This is a genomic window from Vibrio sp. AK197 (genome assembly GCF_053903115.1).
Window position 1 is genome coordinate 2,384,084 of sequence record NZ_CP096430.1, and the last position, 17,626, is coordinate 2,401,709.

The following is a 17,626-nucleotide window of genomic DNA, read 5'->3' on the forward strand; positions in this document are numbered from 1 at the left end:
AAAATTGTTTTGCGCACTGTTTACCCTAGCCGATTGTGGCGCATTTTCCTAAACGATTTGCCACACTTGACATAAACAAGACAAATACACTTTTTTCCCGCTTCCTGATAGAATGCGCGCAATCACACAATTGTCGTGCAATAGAATTAATAGAGAAAGTCATATGTCCATTAAAATCAAGACTCCAGAAGAAATCGAACGCATGCGTATCGCTTGTGCGCTCGCCGCCGATACGCTTGAAATGATCGAGCCTTACATCAAAGAAGGTGTAACGACAGAAGAACTCAACCAAATCTGTCACGATTATGCATTGGAGAGAGGTGCGTATTCGGCTCCGCTTGATTACCACGGCTTTCCAAAGTCAATTTGTACCTCAATTAACCATATCGTTTGTCACGGCATTCCAGCGTCACAAGATGAAGTGGGCGCGAATGGTCAAATCAAACCTGCAGTATTGAAAAGTGGTGATATCGTTAACCTCGATATTACGGTCATTGTACCGAATGACCCTGATGCTGATCTTAGTGTGCGCCCTGAAGGCTACCACGGTGACACCTCTAAGATGTTCTTAGTCGGTGATGTGTCTCCTGCGGATAAGCGTCTGTGCATGGTGACTCAAGAAGCCCTTTATGTGGGTATGCGTACAGTCAAACCCGGCTCAACCGTTAGTGATATCGGCACGGCTATCGAAAAATACATCAAAGAAAACAACAAAAAGAACCCACGACATAAGTTTTCTATCGTCAAAGACTTCTGCGGACACGGTATTGGCGCTGAGTTCCACGATGAGCCACAAGTCGTTCACTACCGCAACTCAGACCGCCGCGTACTAAAAGAAGGGATGATTTTTACCATTGAGCCGATGATCAACGCTGGCAAGTTCGGTGTTACCGTTGATGCGGAAGACGATTGGACGGTCTATACCGGTGATGGCAAAAACTCAGCGCAATATGAACACACGATTGTCGTCACCAAAGAGGGCTGTGAAGTCCTCACCTTACGTAAAGAGGAAAGTATTCCTCGCTTTATGAACAACGCCTAGCATTTTGTATCCCCGCATCGCGGGGATATTTTTTTATCTCAACCAATTTGCTAGAGTGTGAAATATTGCATTACAACGGAAGTAAACGCATGGACGACAGTCGTATTATGCCATATCAAGCACCACTCACCTTTTCACAGCAGCAGCTCACGATTGGCGAGCTAAAATCGCAACTTGAACAGTTTTCTGAGTATCAAAAAGACGCGTTTCTTCAGCATCAACCCGTCGCTGACTTAGTCTATGGGCGTGCAGAGTATATCGACATGTTACTCAATCGACTTTGGGACTCTTTTGGCTTCAACCAGCACCCTTACCTCAGCCTTGTCGCCGTTGGAGGGTATGGTCGTAGCGAACTTCATCCACTGTCAGATATTGATATTTTGGTGGTCTCGCGTAACCGCTTATCGGATGCGGTTGCGGCTAAAATTAGCGAATTCATCACTCTTCTTTGGGATTTGCGCTTAGAAGTTGGTCATGCAGTGCGTACGGTGAAAGAGTGTGCCGAAATTGGTCGTGACGATCTGACTGTCGCCACCAACTTGCAAGAGGCACGATTACTGTGTGGCTGTGAAGAAACCTTCCATCAGTTAAAATTGCTCATCCACTCTGAATCATTTTGGCCAAGTGAAACCTTTTATAAAGCCAAAGTGCAAGAACAAGTGGAACGCCACGCACGCTATCACGACACCACTTATAATCTTGAGCCGGATATCAAGTCCACTCCTGGTGGGTTGCGTGATATTCACACTCTGAGCTGGATTGCTCGCCGCCATTTTGGTGCCACCTCATTATTTGAAATGAGCCGCTTTGGCTTTTTGACGGATGCCGAATACCGAGAACTGGGTGAATGTCAGGACTTTCTATGGCGCGTGCGCTTTGCGCTGCACATTGAATTAAAACGTTACGACAACCGGTTAACCTTTGAACATCAAGCACAGGTCGCAGAACACCTAGGGTTCAGTGGTGAAGGTAATCACGGCGTTGAAATGATGATGAAAGAGTTCTACCGCACATTACGCCGCGTTGCAGAACTCAACAAAATGCTGATTAAACTGTTTGATCAAGCCATTTTGGACAATTACATCGACGAAGAACCGGAAGAGTTAAGCGCCGACTTCCTTCGACGCGGGCACCTTATCGAAGCACGAAAACCGGTACTGTTCCAAGCGCGTCCAGAAACCATCTTGGATATGTTCATCCATATCGCTAATGACTCGACGATTGAGGGGGTTTCACCGGCGACATTGCGTCAATTGCGTACCGCGCGCCGTCGGTTGAATAAGTTTTTGCATACCATCCCTGCAGCGCGAGAAAAATTCATGGCGCTGTGCAGCCATCCCAATGCGCTCAATCGTGCATTTGGGTTGATGCATAACCTCGGGGTACTCGCCGCCTATTTGCCTCAATGGAGCCAGATTGTCGGTCAAATGCAATTTGACCTGTTCCATGTATACACTGTTGATGAACACAGTATTCGCCTGCTTAAGCATATCAACATGTTTAGCTACGAAGAAAATCATGAACGTCATCCGATTTGCTGCGATATCTATCCGAAAATGCAGAAAAAAGAGCTGCTGATTTTGGCTGCCATTTTCCATGACATTGGTAAAGGCCGAGGGGGCGATCACTCAGAAATCGGTGCAGAAGAAGCTTATGACTTTTGCCTTGAACATGGATTGTCCAAACCTGAAGCCAAGTTAGTTTCATGGTTGGTTCGCCATCACCTCTTGATGTCCGTGACCGCACAGCGCCGAGATATTTACGATCCTGAGGTCATTACCGAATTTGCCAAACAAGTTCGTGATGAAGAGTACTTGGATTATCTCGTGTGTCTTACGGTGGCTGATATCTGTGCTACCAACCCGGAACTTTGGAACAGTTGGAAGCGTACACTGTTAGCCGAACTGTATTATTCCACCCAGCGAGCACTGCGTCGTGGGCTTGAAAACCCGGTTGATGTCCGTGACCGTATTCGTCACAACCAACAAATGGCCTCAGCACTATTGCGTAAAGAAGGCATCGCCGCTCAAGATATTGAACGCTTATGGAAACGCTTAAAAGCTGACTACTTCTTGCGCCACACTCATAAGCAAATCGCCTGGCACTGTAGCCACATTCTGGCACATGAAAACCCTGACCAGCCGATGATTTTGGTTAGCAAAAAAGCAACGCGTGGCGGCACTGAAGTGTTCGTCTATTGCAAAGACCAACATGCCTTATTTGCGACCGTCGTTGCCGAACTTGATCGACGAAACTTCAACGTTCACGACGCCCAAGTCATGACCAGCAAAGATGGGTTTGTACTCGATACGTTCCTCGTCCTTGATCAACAAGGAGACTCGATTGAAGAGAGCCGACATGAAGTGTTGATTAACCAGTTAATGGCAGCACTAAAACAAGGGCGTACTGAGGAACTGCGCACTCGGCGAATTCCTCGCCAACTGAAACACTTTAAAGTACGCACCCAAGTGGACTTTCTGCCAACGCGCAGCAAAAAACACAGCTTATTGGAATTTGTCGCGCTCGATACTCCAGGGTTACTCGCTACCGTTGGTGAAACCTTTGCTGATTTTGGCATTCATCTTCACGGTGCCAAAATCACAACAATGGGTGAGCGCGCGGAAGACTTGTTCATCATAACCAATGAAAGCGGATTAAAATTGGATGAAGACCAACAGCAGAGTTTACGTGAACGTTTGATTGAGAACGTGGCGGAGTTAGCACCAAATTAAGCGCGATCTTGCCCACAACTTGCTATGTTGCACGAAAAATCAGCTAGGTGAGGCGAATATAGGCTGCTAAAGTAAGGTTAAAGAAGATTATTTTAATCACTCAACGTTGAGGTAGCCTATGTTTCCACACCTCTCGGCTCTTGGGATACAAGATCCGCAACAAATTGAGCGTTATAGTCTACGCCAAGAAGCGCATAAGGATGTGTTGAAGATTTACTTTCTCAAACAAAAAGGGGAGTTCTTCGCAAAAAGCGTCAAGTTCAAGTTTCCACGTCAAATTAAAAATGTGCTGGTTGATGGAGGCAGTCACCAATACCGGGAAGTCACGGAAATCAGTCGTAACCTAACTTTAGTGATCGATGAATTAAATCAAATCACCAAGCCAGAAACGTTATCTGAAGAAGACATTAAACGTAAAATTCTCGCGGATTTAAGCCACTTGGAAAATGTGGTTTCCAACAAAATTGCCGAGATTGAAGCGGATCTTGAAAAACTGAAGTGATGCATAATGAACAAGATAAAGGCTCCTGTTAGGAGCCTTTTTATATTGCCATTTACCTGTCATCGTGGCCTCTATAGCCAGAAGTAAGCACCGACACCATAAAGGACAATACCAGAGACAATACCGGCTACAATGTCATCAACCATAATGCCAAAGCCACCGTGGATATTTTTATCAAACCAAGAGATAGGCCATGGCTTCACCATGTCAAAGAAACGGAAAATGATAAAACCCGCAATAGGCCAGCGCCAATCCTGTAATGGCACGCTCAGGAGCACAACAGGTAGCATGGTTAACCAAAAACCCACAAACTCATCCCAAACAATGGATCCATGGTCATGAACGCCCATGTCGTCAGAAGTTTTCTGACAAATTGTCACCCCAACAAACGAAGAAATGACCACCACGGCGAGGTATACAGTGATAGGCAAACTCGCGAGTATGAAATAAAACGGGACAGCAGCCAGTGTTCCCATCGTTCCTGGCACAACGGGCGACAGCCCACTGCCAAACCCAGTCGCTAACAGGTGCCAAGGATTACTCAAGCGAATTCGTTGCTTTGGGTTTTGTGATACTGAAAAATTCATCGCGTTCTTTATGCTTTAAAGTGGTCGAAACCGTCGAGTTGCCAATCCACGACTTGACCTTGGTTATGTAATTCAAATACGCCATAGGGACGAATCTGACCGATGCATGTGACCTTAACGCCGCAATGAGCCAATGCGCTTTCTATCATCCCTTTGTTTTCTTCAGGAACAGTGAAGCACAGCTCATATTCTTCTCCGCTGGTAAGCGCATACTGCTGCGCAGTGCTGCGGCTACCAACAAACTGCAGCAATTCGGAAGACAAGGGTAACAGGCTAACATCTATCGTCGCGCCAACTTGTGAACGCGTTAATATATGCTGTAAGTCGGCAATTAAACCATCGGAAATATCAATCGCCGAATTGGCCAAGCCGAGTAATGCCTGCCCGACTAACACTCGAGGTGTGGCGCGATAGTGACGCTGCTCTAGCACTTGAGCATAGGGTTTATCAGCCAATGACTTATCAAGAATGACATCTAACCCCGCTTTACTGTCGCCGAGTTGTCCCGTCACGTAAAGCCAATCACCATTTTTAGCTTGAGAACGCGTGAGCGACTTACCCTCTGGTAGCGTTCCTTGAACGGTTAGCGTAATACTTAATGGGCCTTTGGTGGTATCCCCACCAATAAGCTGAATACCAAAGTAATCCGCAAGCTGAAAAAACGCCTCACTAAAAGCTTCAAGCCAAGTTTCATCAACAGAGGGTAAAGTTAAAGCGAGCGATGCCCAAGTGGGTGTTGCTCCCATGGCAGCAAGATCACTAATGTTCGCTGCTAGCGCCTTATGAGCGACCCAAGCCGGATTTGCATCAGCAACAAAATGGGTACCACACACTAAGGTATCCGTCGTGATAGCAATCGCAACGTTGTCGCCAGGTTTCACTAACGCACAATCATCCCCTGCAGCCAGCAGTACATCTTTACGATTGGTTTGGCGACCGACGAAATATTTGTCGATCAGAGTAAATTCACCAGACATGTTAAAGTCTCAAAAAAGATCTTAAGCGAATACGTTGTCTGATGCCGATATCGGCATCAAGCCACATAAAAAAGGTCAGCAGTTGCTGACCTTTTTCTTCATCTTCAATTATTTTTTGCGCACATGCGGTGCGGCTTTATCCAGCACACCATTGATGAACTTGTGGCTTTCTTCAGCAGCAAACACCTTTGCCAACTCTATGGCTTCGTTAATCACCACTTTGTATGGAACATCATCTCGACGTGTCATTTCATACATGGCTAAACGTAGCAATGCCAGTTCCATCATATCCAAATCTTGCATTGGACGAGAGGTATATGGACGAATTTTGCTATCGAGCTGAGTGTGACTAAGCACTACGCCTGTTAGCAGATCACGGAAGTAAGCGACATCTGTATCGGGTGCAGAAAGTGCAGGTTCAGAAGCATGATTTTCTTCTTCATCATACTTATCACCGGATAAGAATTGCTCTTCGATTGTGGCAACATTTTCGTTGGTAATCTGCCAAGAATAGATTGCTTGTAAAGCGAATCGACGTGCGTTACGACGTGCGGCTGGTTTCACACAGGCCCCCATTAGGAATCAATTTCTGAAAGAACATTAATCATTTCAAGTGCGCTTAGTGCAGCCTCTGCACCTTTATTACCAGCCTTGGTTCCTGCGCGCTCGATAGCTTGATCGATAGTATCAACAGTCAAAACACCAAATGCGACTGGAAGACTAAATTCCAATGACACTTGCGCAAGACCTTTATTCATTTCACTACAAACATAATCAAAGTGTGGAGTACCACCGCGGATCACACTCCCTAAAGAGACAATCGCATCATATTTTTGTGTTTTCGCAACACGCTGAGCTACCAAAGGCAATTCAACCGCACCCGGGCAACGAACGACGGTAATGTTATCATCGCTAACTTGACCGTGACGCTTTAAAGTATCGATTGCACCAGACAATAGACTTTCGTTAATAAAACTGTTGAAACGAGAAATAACGATAGCAATTTTTGCATTTGGCGCTGGGAAGCCACCCTCGACCACTTTCATAAGCCTTCCTTTAACTATGTTCATCAAGTGAGAATCGCCGGATTCTAGCACAATTTTGTGAGCAATATCTAATGATATTTCGCATTGGAAACCGCTTTAAATCAGGCGTGACAATAAATGGAGAAGGAAGCAAAGAGCTTCCTTAACCTTATTCGCAGATGTATTCCACGACATTCAAACCAAAGCCACCCAGAGCGTGGTACTTTTTATTCGTCGATGATAATAAGCGCATATCACTGATGCCTAAATCCGCCAAAATTTGCGAACCCACACCAACACGGCGCGAGGTGCCTTGCTTTTTGGCTAAAGTCGGCGCTTCACCTTTGTCTTGCGCTTGGAACATCTTAACGCGATGAATAAGAAGCTCTGGAGACTCTTCGTTACCCAGGACAATAAGCACACCGCCTTCCTCACCAATACGTTTCATGGCTTTTTCCAGTGTCCAACTGCGTTCGGCATTGCGGTCACTGCGTAGCAAGTCAGTAAATGTATCTTGAAGGTGGACACGAACCAATGGCGCCGGATCAGAAGAAACATCACCTTTACACATCGCATAGTGAACTTGGTTATCAATAACATCACGGTAGGTCACTAATTTAAACTCACCAAATTCGGTGGGGAGAAGACACTCGGCAACGCGCTCGATGGTGGTTTCTGTGTTGTTGCGATATTCAATCAAATCAGCAATGGTGCCTAACTTCACATCGTGCTGCTGGGAGAACACTTCAAGGTCAGAACGGCGCGCCATCGAGCCATCAGCGTTCAAAATTTCAACAATCACCCCAGCAGGTTCAAATCCAGCCATACGCGCTAAGTCACAGCCGGCTTCGGTGTGTCCAGCACGAACTAATACACCACCATCTTGCGCGGCCAGTGGGAAGATATGCCCGGGTTGAACCAAATCAGACGCTTGGGCATCTTTGGCCACTGCAGCTTGTACCGTACGCGAACGGTCAGCCGCAGAGATACCAGTGGTCACGCCCTCAGCCGCCTCAATTGAAACCGTAAAATTGGTGGTGAACTGTGCATTGTTATCTTGAACCATCGGAGGAAGTCCAAGACGTTCACAGCGCTCTTTGGTCATGGTCAAACAAATCAAACCTCGACCGTGAGTCGCCATAAAGTTGATCGCTTCTGGCGTAACGCACTCCGCCGCCATGATCAGATCACCTTCATTTTCTCTGTCTTCGTCATCCATCAGAATGACCATTTTTCCTAAGCGAATATCTTCAATAATTTCTTGTGGCGTACTAATTGGCATCGTGTTGTTCCTATTCGTGGAAAGTGGTCAATAAAGCCTGTTGTCGCGAATCAAAATGGGGTTAGGCAAAACCATTTTGTTGTAAAAATTCCATGGTGAGTGATGATTTAGGCTGCGACTCTTGCTGACGAGCCTCAAGCAAACGCTCCATATAACGAGCGAGAACATCCACTTCGAGATTCACAATACGCCCAACATGGAAATGGTCAATGGTCGTCTCCGCCGAAGTATGGGGGACGATGGTTAATTTAAACGCATTCTTGCGTAGGTCATTCACCGTTAGACTAATGCCATCAACGGTAATGGATCCTTTTTCGGCAATATAACGACTGATTTCTTCAGGCACGGCCACCCAGAACTCTATGGCACGCCCAACTTGATGACGCTCAATGATTTCACCGACCCCATCGACATGACCAGAGACAATGTGCCCACCAAAACGCGTGGTAGGCAACATCGCCTTCTCTAGATTTACGGCATCACCCACTCGGTAGTGCGTTAACCCGGTTTTTTTCATCGTTTCTAACGATAGATCCGCGCTGTAGCTGTTGTCGTCGAAATCAATCACGGTTAAGCACACGCCATTGGTAGCAATACTATCGCCAAGTTGGACATCAGACATATCCAAATGACTGGCGTCTACCGTGATCGTAATATCTTCGCCCTTTGCGGTGATCGCTTTTAGATGACCAACAGCTTCAATAATTCCTGTAAACATAGTGACTCTATCTTGTTTTCGGTGTAGCAATAATACGGATATCCGCACCGACTTGACGAACGTCTTGAAATTCCAGTTCAGGAACCTCAGTCATCTTAGTCAGACCTAACCCAGCAAATATACCTCGGCTATCGCCTCCCATGAGCTTCGGCGCTAAGTAAATAATTAACTCATCAACCAACTGCTCTTGGAGTAAACTGCTGGCAAGCGATGCGCCTGCTTCAACCCAAATATGCTGGATATTATGCGCTTTTGCCAACTCAGCGAAAAGAGCAGAGAGAGAAATTTGTCCATTGGGGCCCAGTGACGCCGATATATCCCCTTTTTCACCGACCACAAGAATCTCTCCTTGTGTCTGAAATAACTTAAGTTGCGGCGCAAGCTTTGCTTGCCGATCCAAAATAACACGAACGGGCTGACGTAAATCTTGCTGCTGGTATTGCGCTTGAATAGATTGGGGGAGCTCGTGCCAACGTACGGTCAACGAAGCATCATCATCACTAACGGTTTTTTGGGTCGATAAAATAGCGCCAGCCTGAGCACGAAACTGCTGTACATCACGTCTTGCCGGTGGGGAGGTGATCCACTGGCTTTGACCGTTAGCAAGCGCACTTTGCCCATCGAGACTGGCAGCCATTTTTAACTGCACAAACGGCATGCCGGTTTCCATACGTTTGAAGAAACCGCGATTGAGTTGATATGCCTCTTGCTCTAAAACACCGATTTCAACCTCAATCCCAGCTTGGCGCAGCATGTCAATGCCTTTTCCGGCAACCTGAGGGTTGGGGTCTCGCATCGCACACACCACTTTCGCCACTTTCGCATCAATTAAGCCGAGCGCACACGGTGGCGTGCGACCAAAATGCGAACAGGGCTCAAGAGTGACATAAGCCGTGGCTCCTTGTGCTCGCTCCCCTGCCATTCTTAGTGCATGCACTTCAGCGTGAGGCTCTCCTGCACGAAAATGAAACCCCTCGCCGACAATCTCCTCACCTTGGGCGATCACACAACCAACATTAGGATTTGGCGCCGTGGTAAAACGCCCCTTTTTAGCCAGCGTTATTGCTCGAGCCATCATTTGAAAATCGAAAGGCGTAGCCATGATGTTCCTGTTAGTCTTCGAGTTTAGCGATCTCTTCACCAAACTCTTTAATGTCTTCAAAGCTGCGATATACCGATGCGAAACGGATATACGCGACTTTATCTAATTCTTTTAATTGGTCCATAACTAGATTACCAATCATCTTACTCGGTACTTCTCGTTCTCCGGTTGCCCGTAACTGAGATTTAATCATGCTAATCGCAAGCTCTATGGCATCAGCACTGACTGGGCGTTTTTCAAGTGCCCGTTGAATGCCCCCAGCCATTTTGTCTTCATCAAAAGGCTCTCGGTTGCCATTTGACTTCACGACTTTTGGCATCACAAGTTCAGCCGTTTCAAAGGTAGTAAAACGCTCATTACACGCCAGACACTGACGCCTACGGCGCACTTGATGGCCATCAGCGACCAGACGAGAATCGATCACTTTGGTATCGTTTTCAGAACAAAAAGGACAATGCATATCACCTCCACATTATGCAACAGCTTGTTTTCACAAGTCGCTGGCTAGTTTACCGGAATTGAGAATGCGAAGAAAAGAAAAAGGGGCATTCCGCCCCTTTTTTGCTCACTGATGAAATGATTTTGTTAACTGCGCGACAAGTAATCCGCTTTGCCCACCCACTTATAACTGGTGAGCTCCTCCAATCCCATCGGCCCTCGAGCATGCAGTTTTTGAGTGGAAACAGCCACTTCTGCGCCAAGACCGAATTGTGCGCCATCGGTAAAACGCGTCGACGCATTGACATAAACCGCGGCAGAATCCACCGAGTTAATAAAGCGCTCAGCGCTATTAAGATCGTTGGTCATAATCGCGTCAGAATGGCTCGCGTTATGCACTCGCATGTGTTCAATGGCTTGGTCCAAATCCTCGACGACTTTCACTCCTAAGGTGTAACTCAGCCATTCGGTATCAAAGTCACCGGCTTGCGCCTCACGCCATTGCTTCGCACCAGTAATTAGAGCTTGAGCAGAGCTATCAGCCACAAACGTTACGCGATCTTGCAGTCGCGCCACCAGTTGCGGCAAAAATTGCTCAGCCACTTGGCGATGAACCAACAACGAATCGAGCGCATTACATGCAGAAGGGCGCTGAGTTTTAGCGTTATCGACGACATCAAGAGATTTGGCTAAGTCTGCGCTTTGGTCAACAAAAATATGACTGATACCAAAACCACCGATGATCACAGGAATCGTACTTTTTTCTTTACACATTTTGTGAAGACCAGCGCCGCCACGAGGAATAATCATGTCAACGTATTGGTCGAGCGTCAGTAGCTGAGAGACCAATTCACGATCAGGTTTTTCAATGTATTGTACACATGCTGCTGGTAGCTTGGCTTTGGCTAACGCGGTTTGAATCACACTCACCAACTCCATATTGGAATAGAATGTCTCTTTACCGCCTCGTAAGATACTGGCATTCCCAGTTTTTAAGCACAGAGCAGCAATATCAATCGTGACATTCGGGCGAGCTTCATATATCACGCCAACGACCCCAAGTGGGACTCGACGGCGAGCTAATGACATCCCGTTTTCAAGCACTTTATGGTCTATTTCACTGCCGACCGGATCATTCAAGCTGATGACGTTGCGCACATCGCTGGCGATAGCGTTCAGACGCTCTGTGTTGAGTAGCAAGCGATCAAGCAATGCCTCACTCAACCCGGCTTCACGGCCAAGTTCAATATCTTTACTGTTGGCCGCTAAAATCTGCTCTGAATTGGCTTGCAGTTCATCAGCAATGATCGCCAATGCTAGATTCTTTTGTTGTGTTGAGGCCGTTGCCAGAGCGAACGCCGCTTGTTTTGCGGCTTTGCCCATGTTGATTAAATCCACGATACGTTCCCTTATTTCGATTATTCTTGAATCACGACCAAATCATCACGGTGAATGACTTCTGAACCATAGTCATAACCTAAGATCGTCGAAATATCCTTGCTGTGTTTGCCGATGATTTTACTTAAATCTTGGCTTGAGTACGCCGAAATACCCCGAGCGATTAAATGCCCTTCGCCATCACAGACTCGAACAACTTCACCGCGACCAAACGAACCTCGGGTTTCAAACACACCTTTTGCCAATAAGCTACTGCCCTTAGCCACAACCGCCTTAACCGCTCCGGTATCAATTAAAATATCGCCCGAGGCCGATGGACCAGCGAGAATCCAACGTTTACGATTTTCTAGTGACTCTGTACATGGCAAGAATTTTGTGCCATTGGGCTTATCACTCAATGCATCGATGATGACATTCGGCGCACTGCCTGCAGCAATCATCACTTCGATTCCAGCTCGACGCGCGATATCCGCAGCTTGCAGTTTGGTCGCCATGCCGCCAGTACCGAGGTTGGTGCCACTGCCACCTGCAATTTCACGCAAGGTATCATCAATGGTTTTGACCTCTTTAATCAGCTCTGCGTTTGGGTCTTTTCGAGGATCAGCGGTGAACAAACCTTTTTGATCGGTCAATAACAAGAGTTTATCTGCGCCACACAAAATCCCCACTAGTGCGGACAAGTTATCGTTGTCACCAACCTTGATTTCATTGGTTGCAACGGCATCATTTTCGTTAACGACAGGAATAATACCGTTGTCGACCAATGCATTAACGCTGTCACGCGCATTTAAAAAGCGCTCACGGTCTTCAAGGTCGGCTCGAGTTAACAGCATTTGACCAATTTTGATTCCGTAAATCGCAAACAGTGACTCCCAAACTTGAATAAGTTGGCTTTGCCCAACTGCCGCCAACAATTGTTTGCTGGCGACGGAGTTGGGCAGTGCGGGGTAACCTAAGTGTTCACGGCCTGCGGCAATAGCGCCTGATGAGACCAAAACCACTGAGTGGCCTAATTTTTTTAACACAGCGCATTGGCGCGCAAGCTCAACCATATGAGCTTTATTAAGTGCCAATGTCCCACCGGTTAAAACACTGGTTCCTAACTTCACAACCACGGTTTGTGATTGGGAGTCTTTTCCGCTTTTTTTATTCATGTTGGTTTATAACTACACTGAGAAAAATAGATGGGTGAGAGCTGATGTTTTATCAATCCAATTGGAAATAAACAAGAAGAAAAGGTGCATAAATGCACCTTTTTAGTAATAAGGAAAAAATACGAGCGGTTATTTACACAAATTCGCAGGAATCGCTGTGAAGTTCTACTGTCATTTCAAACTTGTCGCTTAATGTATCGGTTAACTTGGTATGAAATGCTTCTTGCGTACGTTTGACCTCTTTCAAGGCCGCAGCAGAAATCTCACATGGAACCCAATCGCCTACATCGTTATATAAACCGATATGGTATTTAGCCACGCAGTGATGCTGGTTTTGTTCAAGTTCTAACCACCACCCCCAGAACTCACGCTCCTCTGGTGATTTCTTTTCATCGACACACACCGATAGACAATCAAATAGATAGAAGCCATCGCGACACTGCACCTCTCGCAAATAGGGCCCTACCGCGCGGAGTGTGGATAGCAAACGGTAATGTGTTGGTAACTTGGTCACTTCTGACATATTGACTCTCCATTTCAAATGTTAAGAATGACAATTATTATTATTTATCAGGAATTTATTATTATTCCGTATACATCACTGTTAACTAATTTAGGAGGTTTGTCATCTAAATAGCTCGTCTTCTAACCATTTTATGGCTAAATCGAGGGATTGCTCATATCCTTTTGTAATTGTTTGAGAACTGATTTTCTTCGCTTGACCATGGTGACTGAACAGTGCCACCAGCTTATTATCAGAGAACGGTGACACCGGATCCCCTTCCAAGCTCAAAGATAAAATCGGCACTTTCGTTCTTCGACCAGAAAGAAATCCCTGTACTTTCAGTGACCAAGCAACCAACTGTCCAGCAAGACTATCAATATCTACCCCATTTTTATTTAAGCGATTGGCCAAAATATCTAGATACATCTTACTCATGAGCTTCATTTTTGTCGGCGATGAGAAGATATCGTGAATCGGCGCACCCATTGAGACACACGCTTTAATCTTCTCTTGCTCTAAGAATGATAAGCGCACCATCGCATTGCCACCAAACCGAAAACCGATTAGGCCGACACGATGGTGATCAACCCAGGGCAATTTAGGCAGTTCATTGAGCACCGCTTGGTGCAAACAAGAGGTATCTTCAGACAGCGGCCATTGGCTACTATGCCCAAGTGCCGGCATATCAACCGTTAACATCGCAATATCACGTTCAGCCAAGTGATCACGAAACAGCCGCCACATATCGGTTTGTAAACTGTCGAGACCCGCACTGACAATAACCACGGGTTTGGGCTTATCGGTATTCGCCAGATGCAAATTGGCAGTAATGGTTTTATTTTTGTACGGAATCTCTATAGGTTTAATGACGTAGCGCGTATGCTTAGCGGCCTGTTGATATGCATTATTGGCTAAGGTTTGTGCTTGCAGAGCGAGATTATCATTTTTCAGGTGCGGGTAACCGGCAATGCTAAAACACAAAGACGCGCGAAACAGCTCATCGGCTGCCGCCTCACCGTCTAACTCATCAGCCTGCTTTTGATGCTGCATGCCAAGGCGTGTCCACTCGTAAGCCCAGTTTCCACCGTGATAGCCCATAACAGTATCAAGCAGTTCATCATTGGTACGTGAATGCGTTGAAGAGGCAATTTTTGCCAGTACCGCTTCTTGTTCTATGGGATCAATTCCCTGCCAGGCCCACTGCAATCTTCGTAGATTACGGTACCATTTGCGACCTTCTTGCTGCTGTTTTTGCTCAAGTACCGCAAGGCTACTTGGCATGTATTGGGTCAGTGCCGATGTTTCCTTCGCTTGTTTGTGTTTCGCAAACAAGGTTTCGGAAAGATTCTTACTGGTGGGTTCTGACATAGTATCGCCTTAGAAGATGGACCGAAGTGTTTATACTAATAAAAAAAATGACCCATGAAAGGGTCATTTTTAAAAAACTAAGCTTTTGAAAAAGCAAGATTGCTTATTTACGCTTACGGTTGATTGGCTCAGCAAACTGAACAACCATATCCCACGGTTGTTCAATCCATGTATCTTGAGCAATATCGACAATGTATTCGTCAACCAGCTCACGGCCTGCAGGTTTGGCGCAAACAGTAACAAATTTCGCTTTTGGATACATTTCGCGAATTTTACGGGCTGTATCACCACTATCAACTAGGTCATCTACGACTAAGAAACCTTCACCATCGTGGTCCGGTGCTTTAAGTACGCTCATATCACGTTGATGATCATGATCGTAACTTGAAATACACACAGTATCGACATATCGAATGCCCAGTTCACGCGCCAAAATAGCAGCAGGAACCAAACCACCACGACTTACACCAAGAATTCCTTTCCACTGTTCAGCTGGCATTTGTTTTTCAGCTAGCTGACGACAGTAAGTCTGCATATTGTCCCAAGTAATAACGAATTTGTTGCTCATTGAAGTAACCTAATTAAATACATTTAGGGCCTGAAAACTGTGTCCAGGCCCGTCGAGCGTTTACGCGAAAATCAGTTTCGCGACGAAAACAGCTGACATCACCCAAACGCTAAGTGAGATTTCACGGCCTTTACCACTCAATACTTTAATAGCAGTATAAGAGATAAAGCCAAGAACGATACCTTCAGCAATGGAATAAGTCAGCGGCATTAGCAAGCAAGTAACCACAACAGGAGCCGATTCTGTCAGATCACGCCAGTCAATGTTGACCAGGCCTGAAAGCATCAAGATCGCAACGTAAAATAACGCGCCTGCGGTTGCATATGCGGGGATCATACCAGCTAATGGTGAGAAAAACAGTGCGAGAAGGAACATTACGCCAACAACAACCGCCGTTAAGCCCGTACGTCCACCTGCGGCAACACCTGCCGTACTTTCTACGAATGAGGTGGTGTTTGACGTCCCCAATAACGCACCGACTGACGTCGCGGTTGAGTCAGCAAGCAGTGCCTTATTCAAGCGAGGGATTTTGCCATCTTTACCAATCAGATCGGCTTTTTGCGCGACACCAACCAGCGTGCCCGCTGTATCAAATAAATCCACGAATAAGAAGGCGAAAATGACTGAAATCATGCCAACTTCAAATACCGCAGAGAAATCAAGCTGAAGGAAAGTCGGAGCAATACTTGGTGGCATAGACACCACGCCATGCCATTCAACATCACCAAAAATCATTCCGAGAATAGAGGTAATTAGAATCGCAATCATAACCGCGCCACTGACACCGCGGTACACAAGTCCGATAGTAAGGAAGAAACCGACAGCCGCTAGAATCACAGGGACAGATGTAAAGTCACCGACAGAAACTAACGTGGCTGGGTTATCCACTACGATTTGTGCATTTTGTAGTGCGATAAAGGCAAGGAATAAACCAATACCTGCAGAGATACCGGTACGCAGAGACATCGGAATTGAGTTGATGATCCACTCGCGAATCTTAAACAAGCTCAAAAGAATAAACAGCACGCCTGACACAAAAACCGCCGCCAAAGCGACTTGCCATGTGTAGCCCATACCGAGTACAACTGAGTAGGTAAAGAAGGCATTTAGCCCCATACCTGGAGCTTGAGCAATGGGGTAGTTAGCAACAACACCCATAATAAAACAGCCAATTGCAGCGGCCAAACAAGTCGCAACAAATACTGCGCCTTGATCCATCCCCGTGGCTGATAAAATCGCCGGGTTAACAAAGATAATGTACGCCATTGTCAGGAAGGTAGTAATACCTGCAATGACCTCAGTTTTCACATTCGTGCTGTGTTCACTGAGTTTAAATAGCTTTTCAAGCATGATTTAAATCCTATAAATCCTGTAAAGAGAGAGTAAAACGGTTGCGTAATCGATTGGCGGCGATTATAAAGTTATCAAATTCTAAATTCCAGATAGAATTAAAGCTCTAACCCATTTTTCGTAGAAATCGCCATTAAATGAATGCGTCAGCGAGCGAATATTTTTAAATTAGTAAAAATAAAACAACAAGATAAGTACAAATATTAACACCTACCATACTGTTTAATTTTTCACCACCCCACCAAACTAATTAGTAAGAATGAGAGAAAAACCAAGCTCTAATTATGCTATTAAAGTCATAAAAATTAAGTTTTAGGTGCAAAACAAACGCACATTCAAAATGGTCAAAGGAGAGTAAAACGCAATCGGCAGGATAAAAAAACGCCACTCAATTTGAGTGGCGGCAGAATTATGTCAGCTTGGTAAGGCTGTAAAAAAATTCCAATTATAGGGGTGAACAAACTGCTCAATTAACGGCTTTGGTCAGGTTTCAGTAACCAAAACTCGTTGGGTATGCAAAATTACCGGTATAAACGGAACGATTAATCCAGAACACTGCACTTGGTAAACCTTTCATAACTATCACCTTCTCTATTAAAACATGTTAAACAGATGTCTCAGTTCCTTGGAGGCGATAAATCGGACTCATCCTTTGAGCGTTTTTACTCTCTTTTACGAGAAGCTGGTTATAAATATACCACTAAGAAATTTTATTACAATACACAAAGTGACTTAAATCACACAAAATTAGCTTTAGCTGCCAATTTTCGTAATTTAATTACAAAATCATTATCAGCATCACGTTTTGTTTAACCGCAAGTAGGGAAAAAGACTGAACGCAAGCTCTACTAAATTCCTTCGTCTACAGATGGGATGAC

General features: G+C 45.6%; 17 protein-coding genes. 3 read left to right on the plus strand and 14 right to left on the minus strand.

From position 1 onward, the window contains the following. Positions 1–163: 163 nt before the first annotated feature. From map to M1D72_RS18130, 3 genes are all read left to right on the plus strand, one after another. Complete coding sequence (gene map, locus M1D72_RS18120; RefSeq protein WP_456296097.1) at positions 164–1,042, plus strand: type I methionyl aminopeptidase; 879 nt, start codon at positions 164–166, stop codon at positions 1,040–1,042. Between the two features lie 107 nt (positions 1,043–1,149). Beyond that, entirely contained in the window at positions 1,150–3,774 is a 2,625-nt protein-coding gene (gene glnD, locus M1D72_RS18125) for a bifunctional uridylyltransferase/uridylyl-removing protein GlnD (RefSeq protein WP_456297427.1), read from the plus strand. A gap of 118 nt (positions 3,775–3,892) precedes the next feature. After that, entirely contained in the window at positions 3,893–4,276 is a 384-nt protein-coding gene (locus M1D72_RS18130; protein ID WP_390188924.1) for a DUF3461 family protein, read from the plus strand. A gap of 71 nt (positions 4,277–4,347) precedes the next feature. Here M1D72_RS18130 and pgpA read toward each other — a convergent pair whose 3' ends face one another. The 14 genes from pgpA to M1D72_RS18200 all read right to left on the minus strand — a co-directional run bounded on the left by pgpA (position 4,348) and on the right by M1D72_RS18200 (position 16,748). After that, positions 4,348–4,863, minus strand: a complete 516-nt coding sequence (gene pgpA, locus M1D72_RS18135) for a phosphatidylglycerophosphatase A (protein ID WP_456296098.1) — start codon at positions 4,861–4,863, stop codon at positions 4,348–4,350. Positions 4,864–4,871: 8 nt separating this feature from the next. Then, on the minus strand, positions 4,872–5,840 hold the full coding sequence (thiL, locus tag M1D72_RS18140) for a thiamine-phosphate kinase (RefSeq protein WP_390188922.1): 969 nt from the start codon (positions 5,838–5,840) through the stop codon (positions 4,872–4,874). 108 nt (positions 5,841–5,948) lie between these two features. Further along, positions 5,949–6,416 (minus strand): transcription antitermination factor NusB, encoded by a 468-nt coding sequence (nusB, locus tag M1D72_RS18145; protein ID WP_456296099.1) that lies wholly within the window; start codon positions 6,414–6,416, stop codon positions 5,949–5,951. Further along, on the minus strand, positions 6,416–6,886 hold the full coding sequence (ribH, locus tag M1D72_RS18150) for a 6,7-dimethyl-8-ribityllumazine synthase (RefSeq protein ID WP_390188920.1): 471 nt from the start codon (positions 6,884–6,886) through the stop codon (positions 6,416–6,418). Before ribH ends, nusB begins: the two co-directional genes overlap by 1 nt. A 148-nt stretch (positions 6,887–7,034) precedes the next feature. Further along, complete coding sequence (gene ribBA / locus M1D72_RS18155) at positions 7,035–8,147, minus strand: bifunctional 3,4-dihydroxy-2-butanone-4-phosphate synthase/GTP cyclohydrolase II (protein WP_456296100.1); 1,113 nt, start codon at positions 8,145–8,147, stop codon at positions 7,035–7,037. 61 nt (positions 8,148–8,208) lie between these two features. Further along, positions 8,209–8,865 (minus strand): riboflavin synthase, encoded by a 657-nt coding sequence (locus tag M1D72_RS18160; protein WP_456296101.1) that lies wholly within the window; start codon positions 8,863–8,865, stop codon positions 8,209–8,211. A 7-nt stretch (positions 8,866–8,872) separates the two neighbouring features. After that, the gene (gene ribD, locus M1D72_RS18165; RefSeq protein WP_456296102.1) at positions 8,873–9,967 is read right to left on the minus strand and encodes a bifunctional diaminohydroxyphosphoribosylaminopyrimidine deaminase/5-amino-6-(5-phosphoribosylamino)uracil reductase RibD; all 1,095 of its coding nucleotides are present in this window, start codon (positions 9,965–9,967) and stop codon (positions 8,873–8,875) included. A 10-nt stretch (positions 9,968–9,977) separates the two neighbouring features. Beyond that, positions 9,978–10,427, minus strand: a complete 450-nt coding sequence (gene nrdR, locus M1D72_RS18170) for a transcriptional regulator NrdR (RefSeq protein WP_390188916.1) — start codon at positions 10,425–10,427, stop codon at positions 9,978–9,980. Between the two features lie 125 nt (positions 10,428–10,552). Beyond that, entirely contained in the window at positions 10,553–11,803 is a 1,251-nt protein-coding gene (locus M1D72_RS18175) for a glutamate-5-semialdehyde dehydrogenase (RefSeq protein WP_456296103.1), read from the minus strand. Between the two features lie 20 nt (positions 11,804–11,823). Further along, positions 11,824–12,957 carry a glutamate 5-kinase gene (proB, locus tag M1D72_RS18180; RefSeq protein ID WP_390188914.1) on the minus strand — a complete coding sequence of 378 codons (1,134 nt, stop codon included), beginning with the start codon at positions 12,955–12,957 and terminating at the stop codon, positions 11,824–11,826. A gap of 133 nt (positions 12,958–13,090) precedes the next feature. Then, complete coding sequence (gene crl / locus M1D72_RS18185; protein WP_390188912.1) at positions 13,091–13,480, minus strand: sigma factor-binding protein Crl; 390 nt, start codon at positions 13,478–13,480, stop codon at positions 13,091–13,093. 102 nt (positions 13,481–13,582) lie between these two features. Further along, the gene (gene frsA, locus M1D72_RS18190) at positions 13,583–14,830 is read right to left on the minus strand and encodes an esterase FrsA (RefSeq protein WP_456296104.1); all 1,248 of its coding nucleotides are present in this window, start codon (positions 14,828–14,830) and stop codon (positions 13,583–13,585) included. Positions 14,831–14,933: 103 nt separating this feature from the next. After that, entirely contained in the window at positions 14,934–15,398 is a 465-nt protein-coding gene (gene gpt / locus M1D72_RS18195) for a xanthine phosphoribosyltransferase (RefSeq protein ID WP_390188910.1), read from the minus strand. Between the two features lie 60 nt (positions 15,399–15,458). Continuing rightward, positions 15,459–16,748, minus strand: a complete 1,290-nt coding sequence (locus tag M1D72_RS18200; protein WP_390188909.1) for an NCS2 family permease — start codon at positions 16,746–16,748, stop codon at positions 15,459–15,461. Positions 16,749–17,626: the final 878 nt, after the last annotated feature.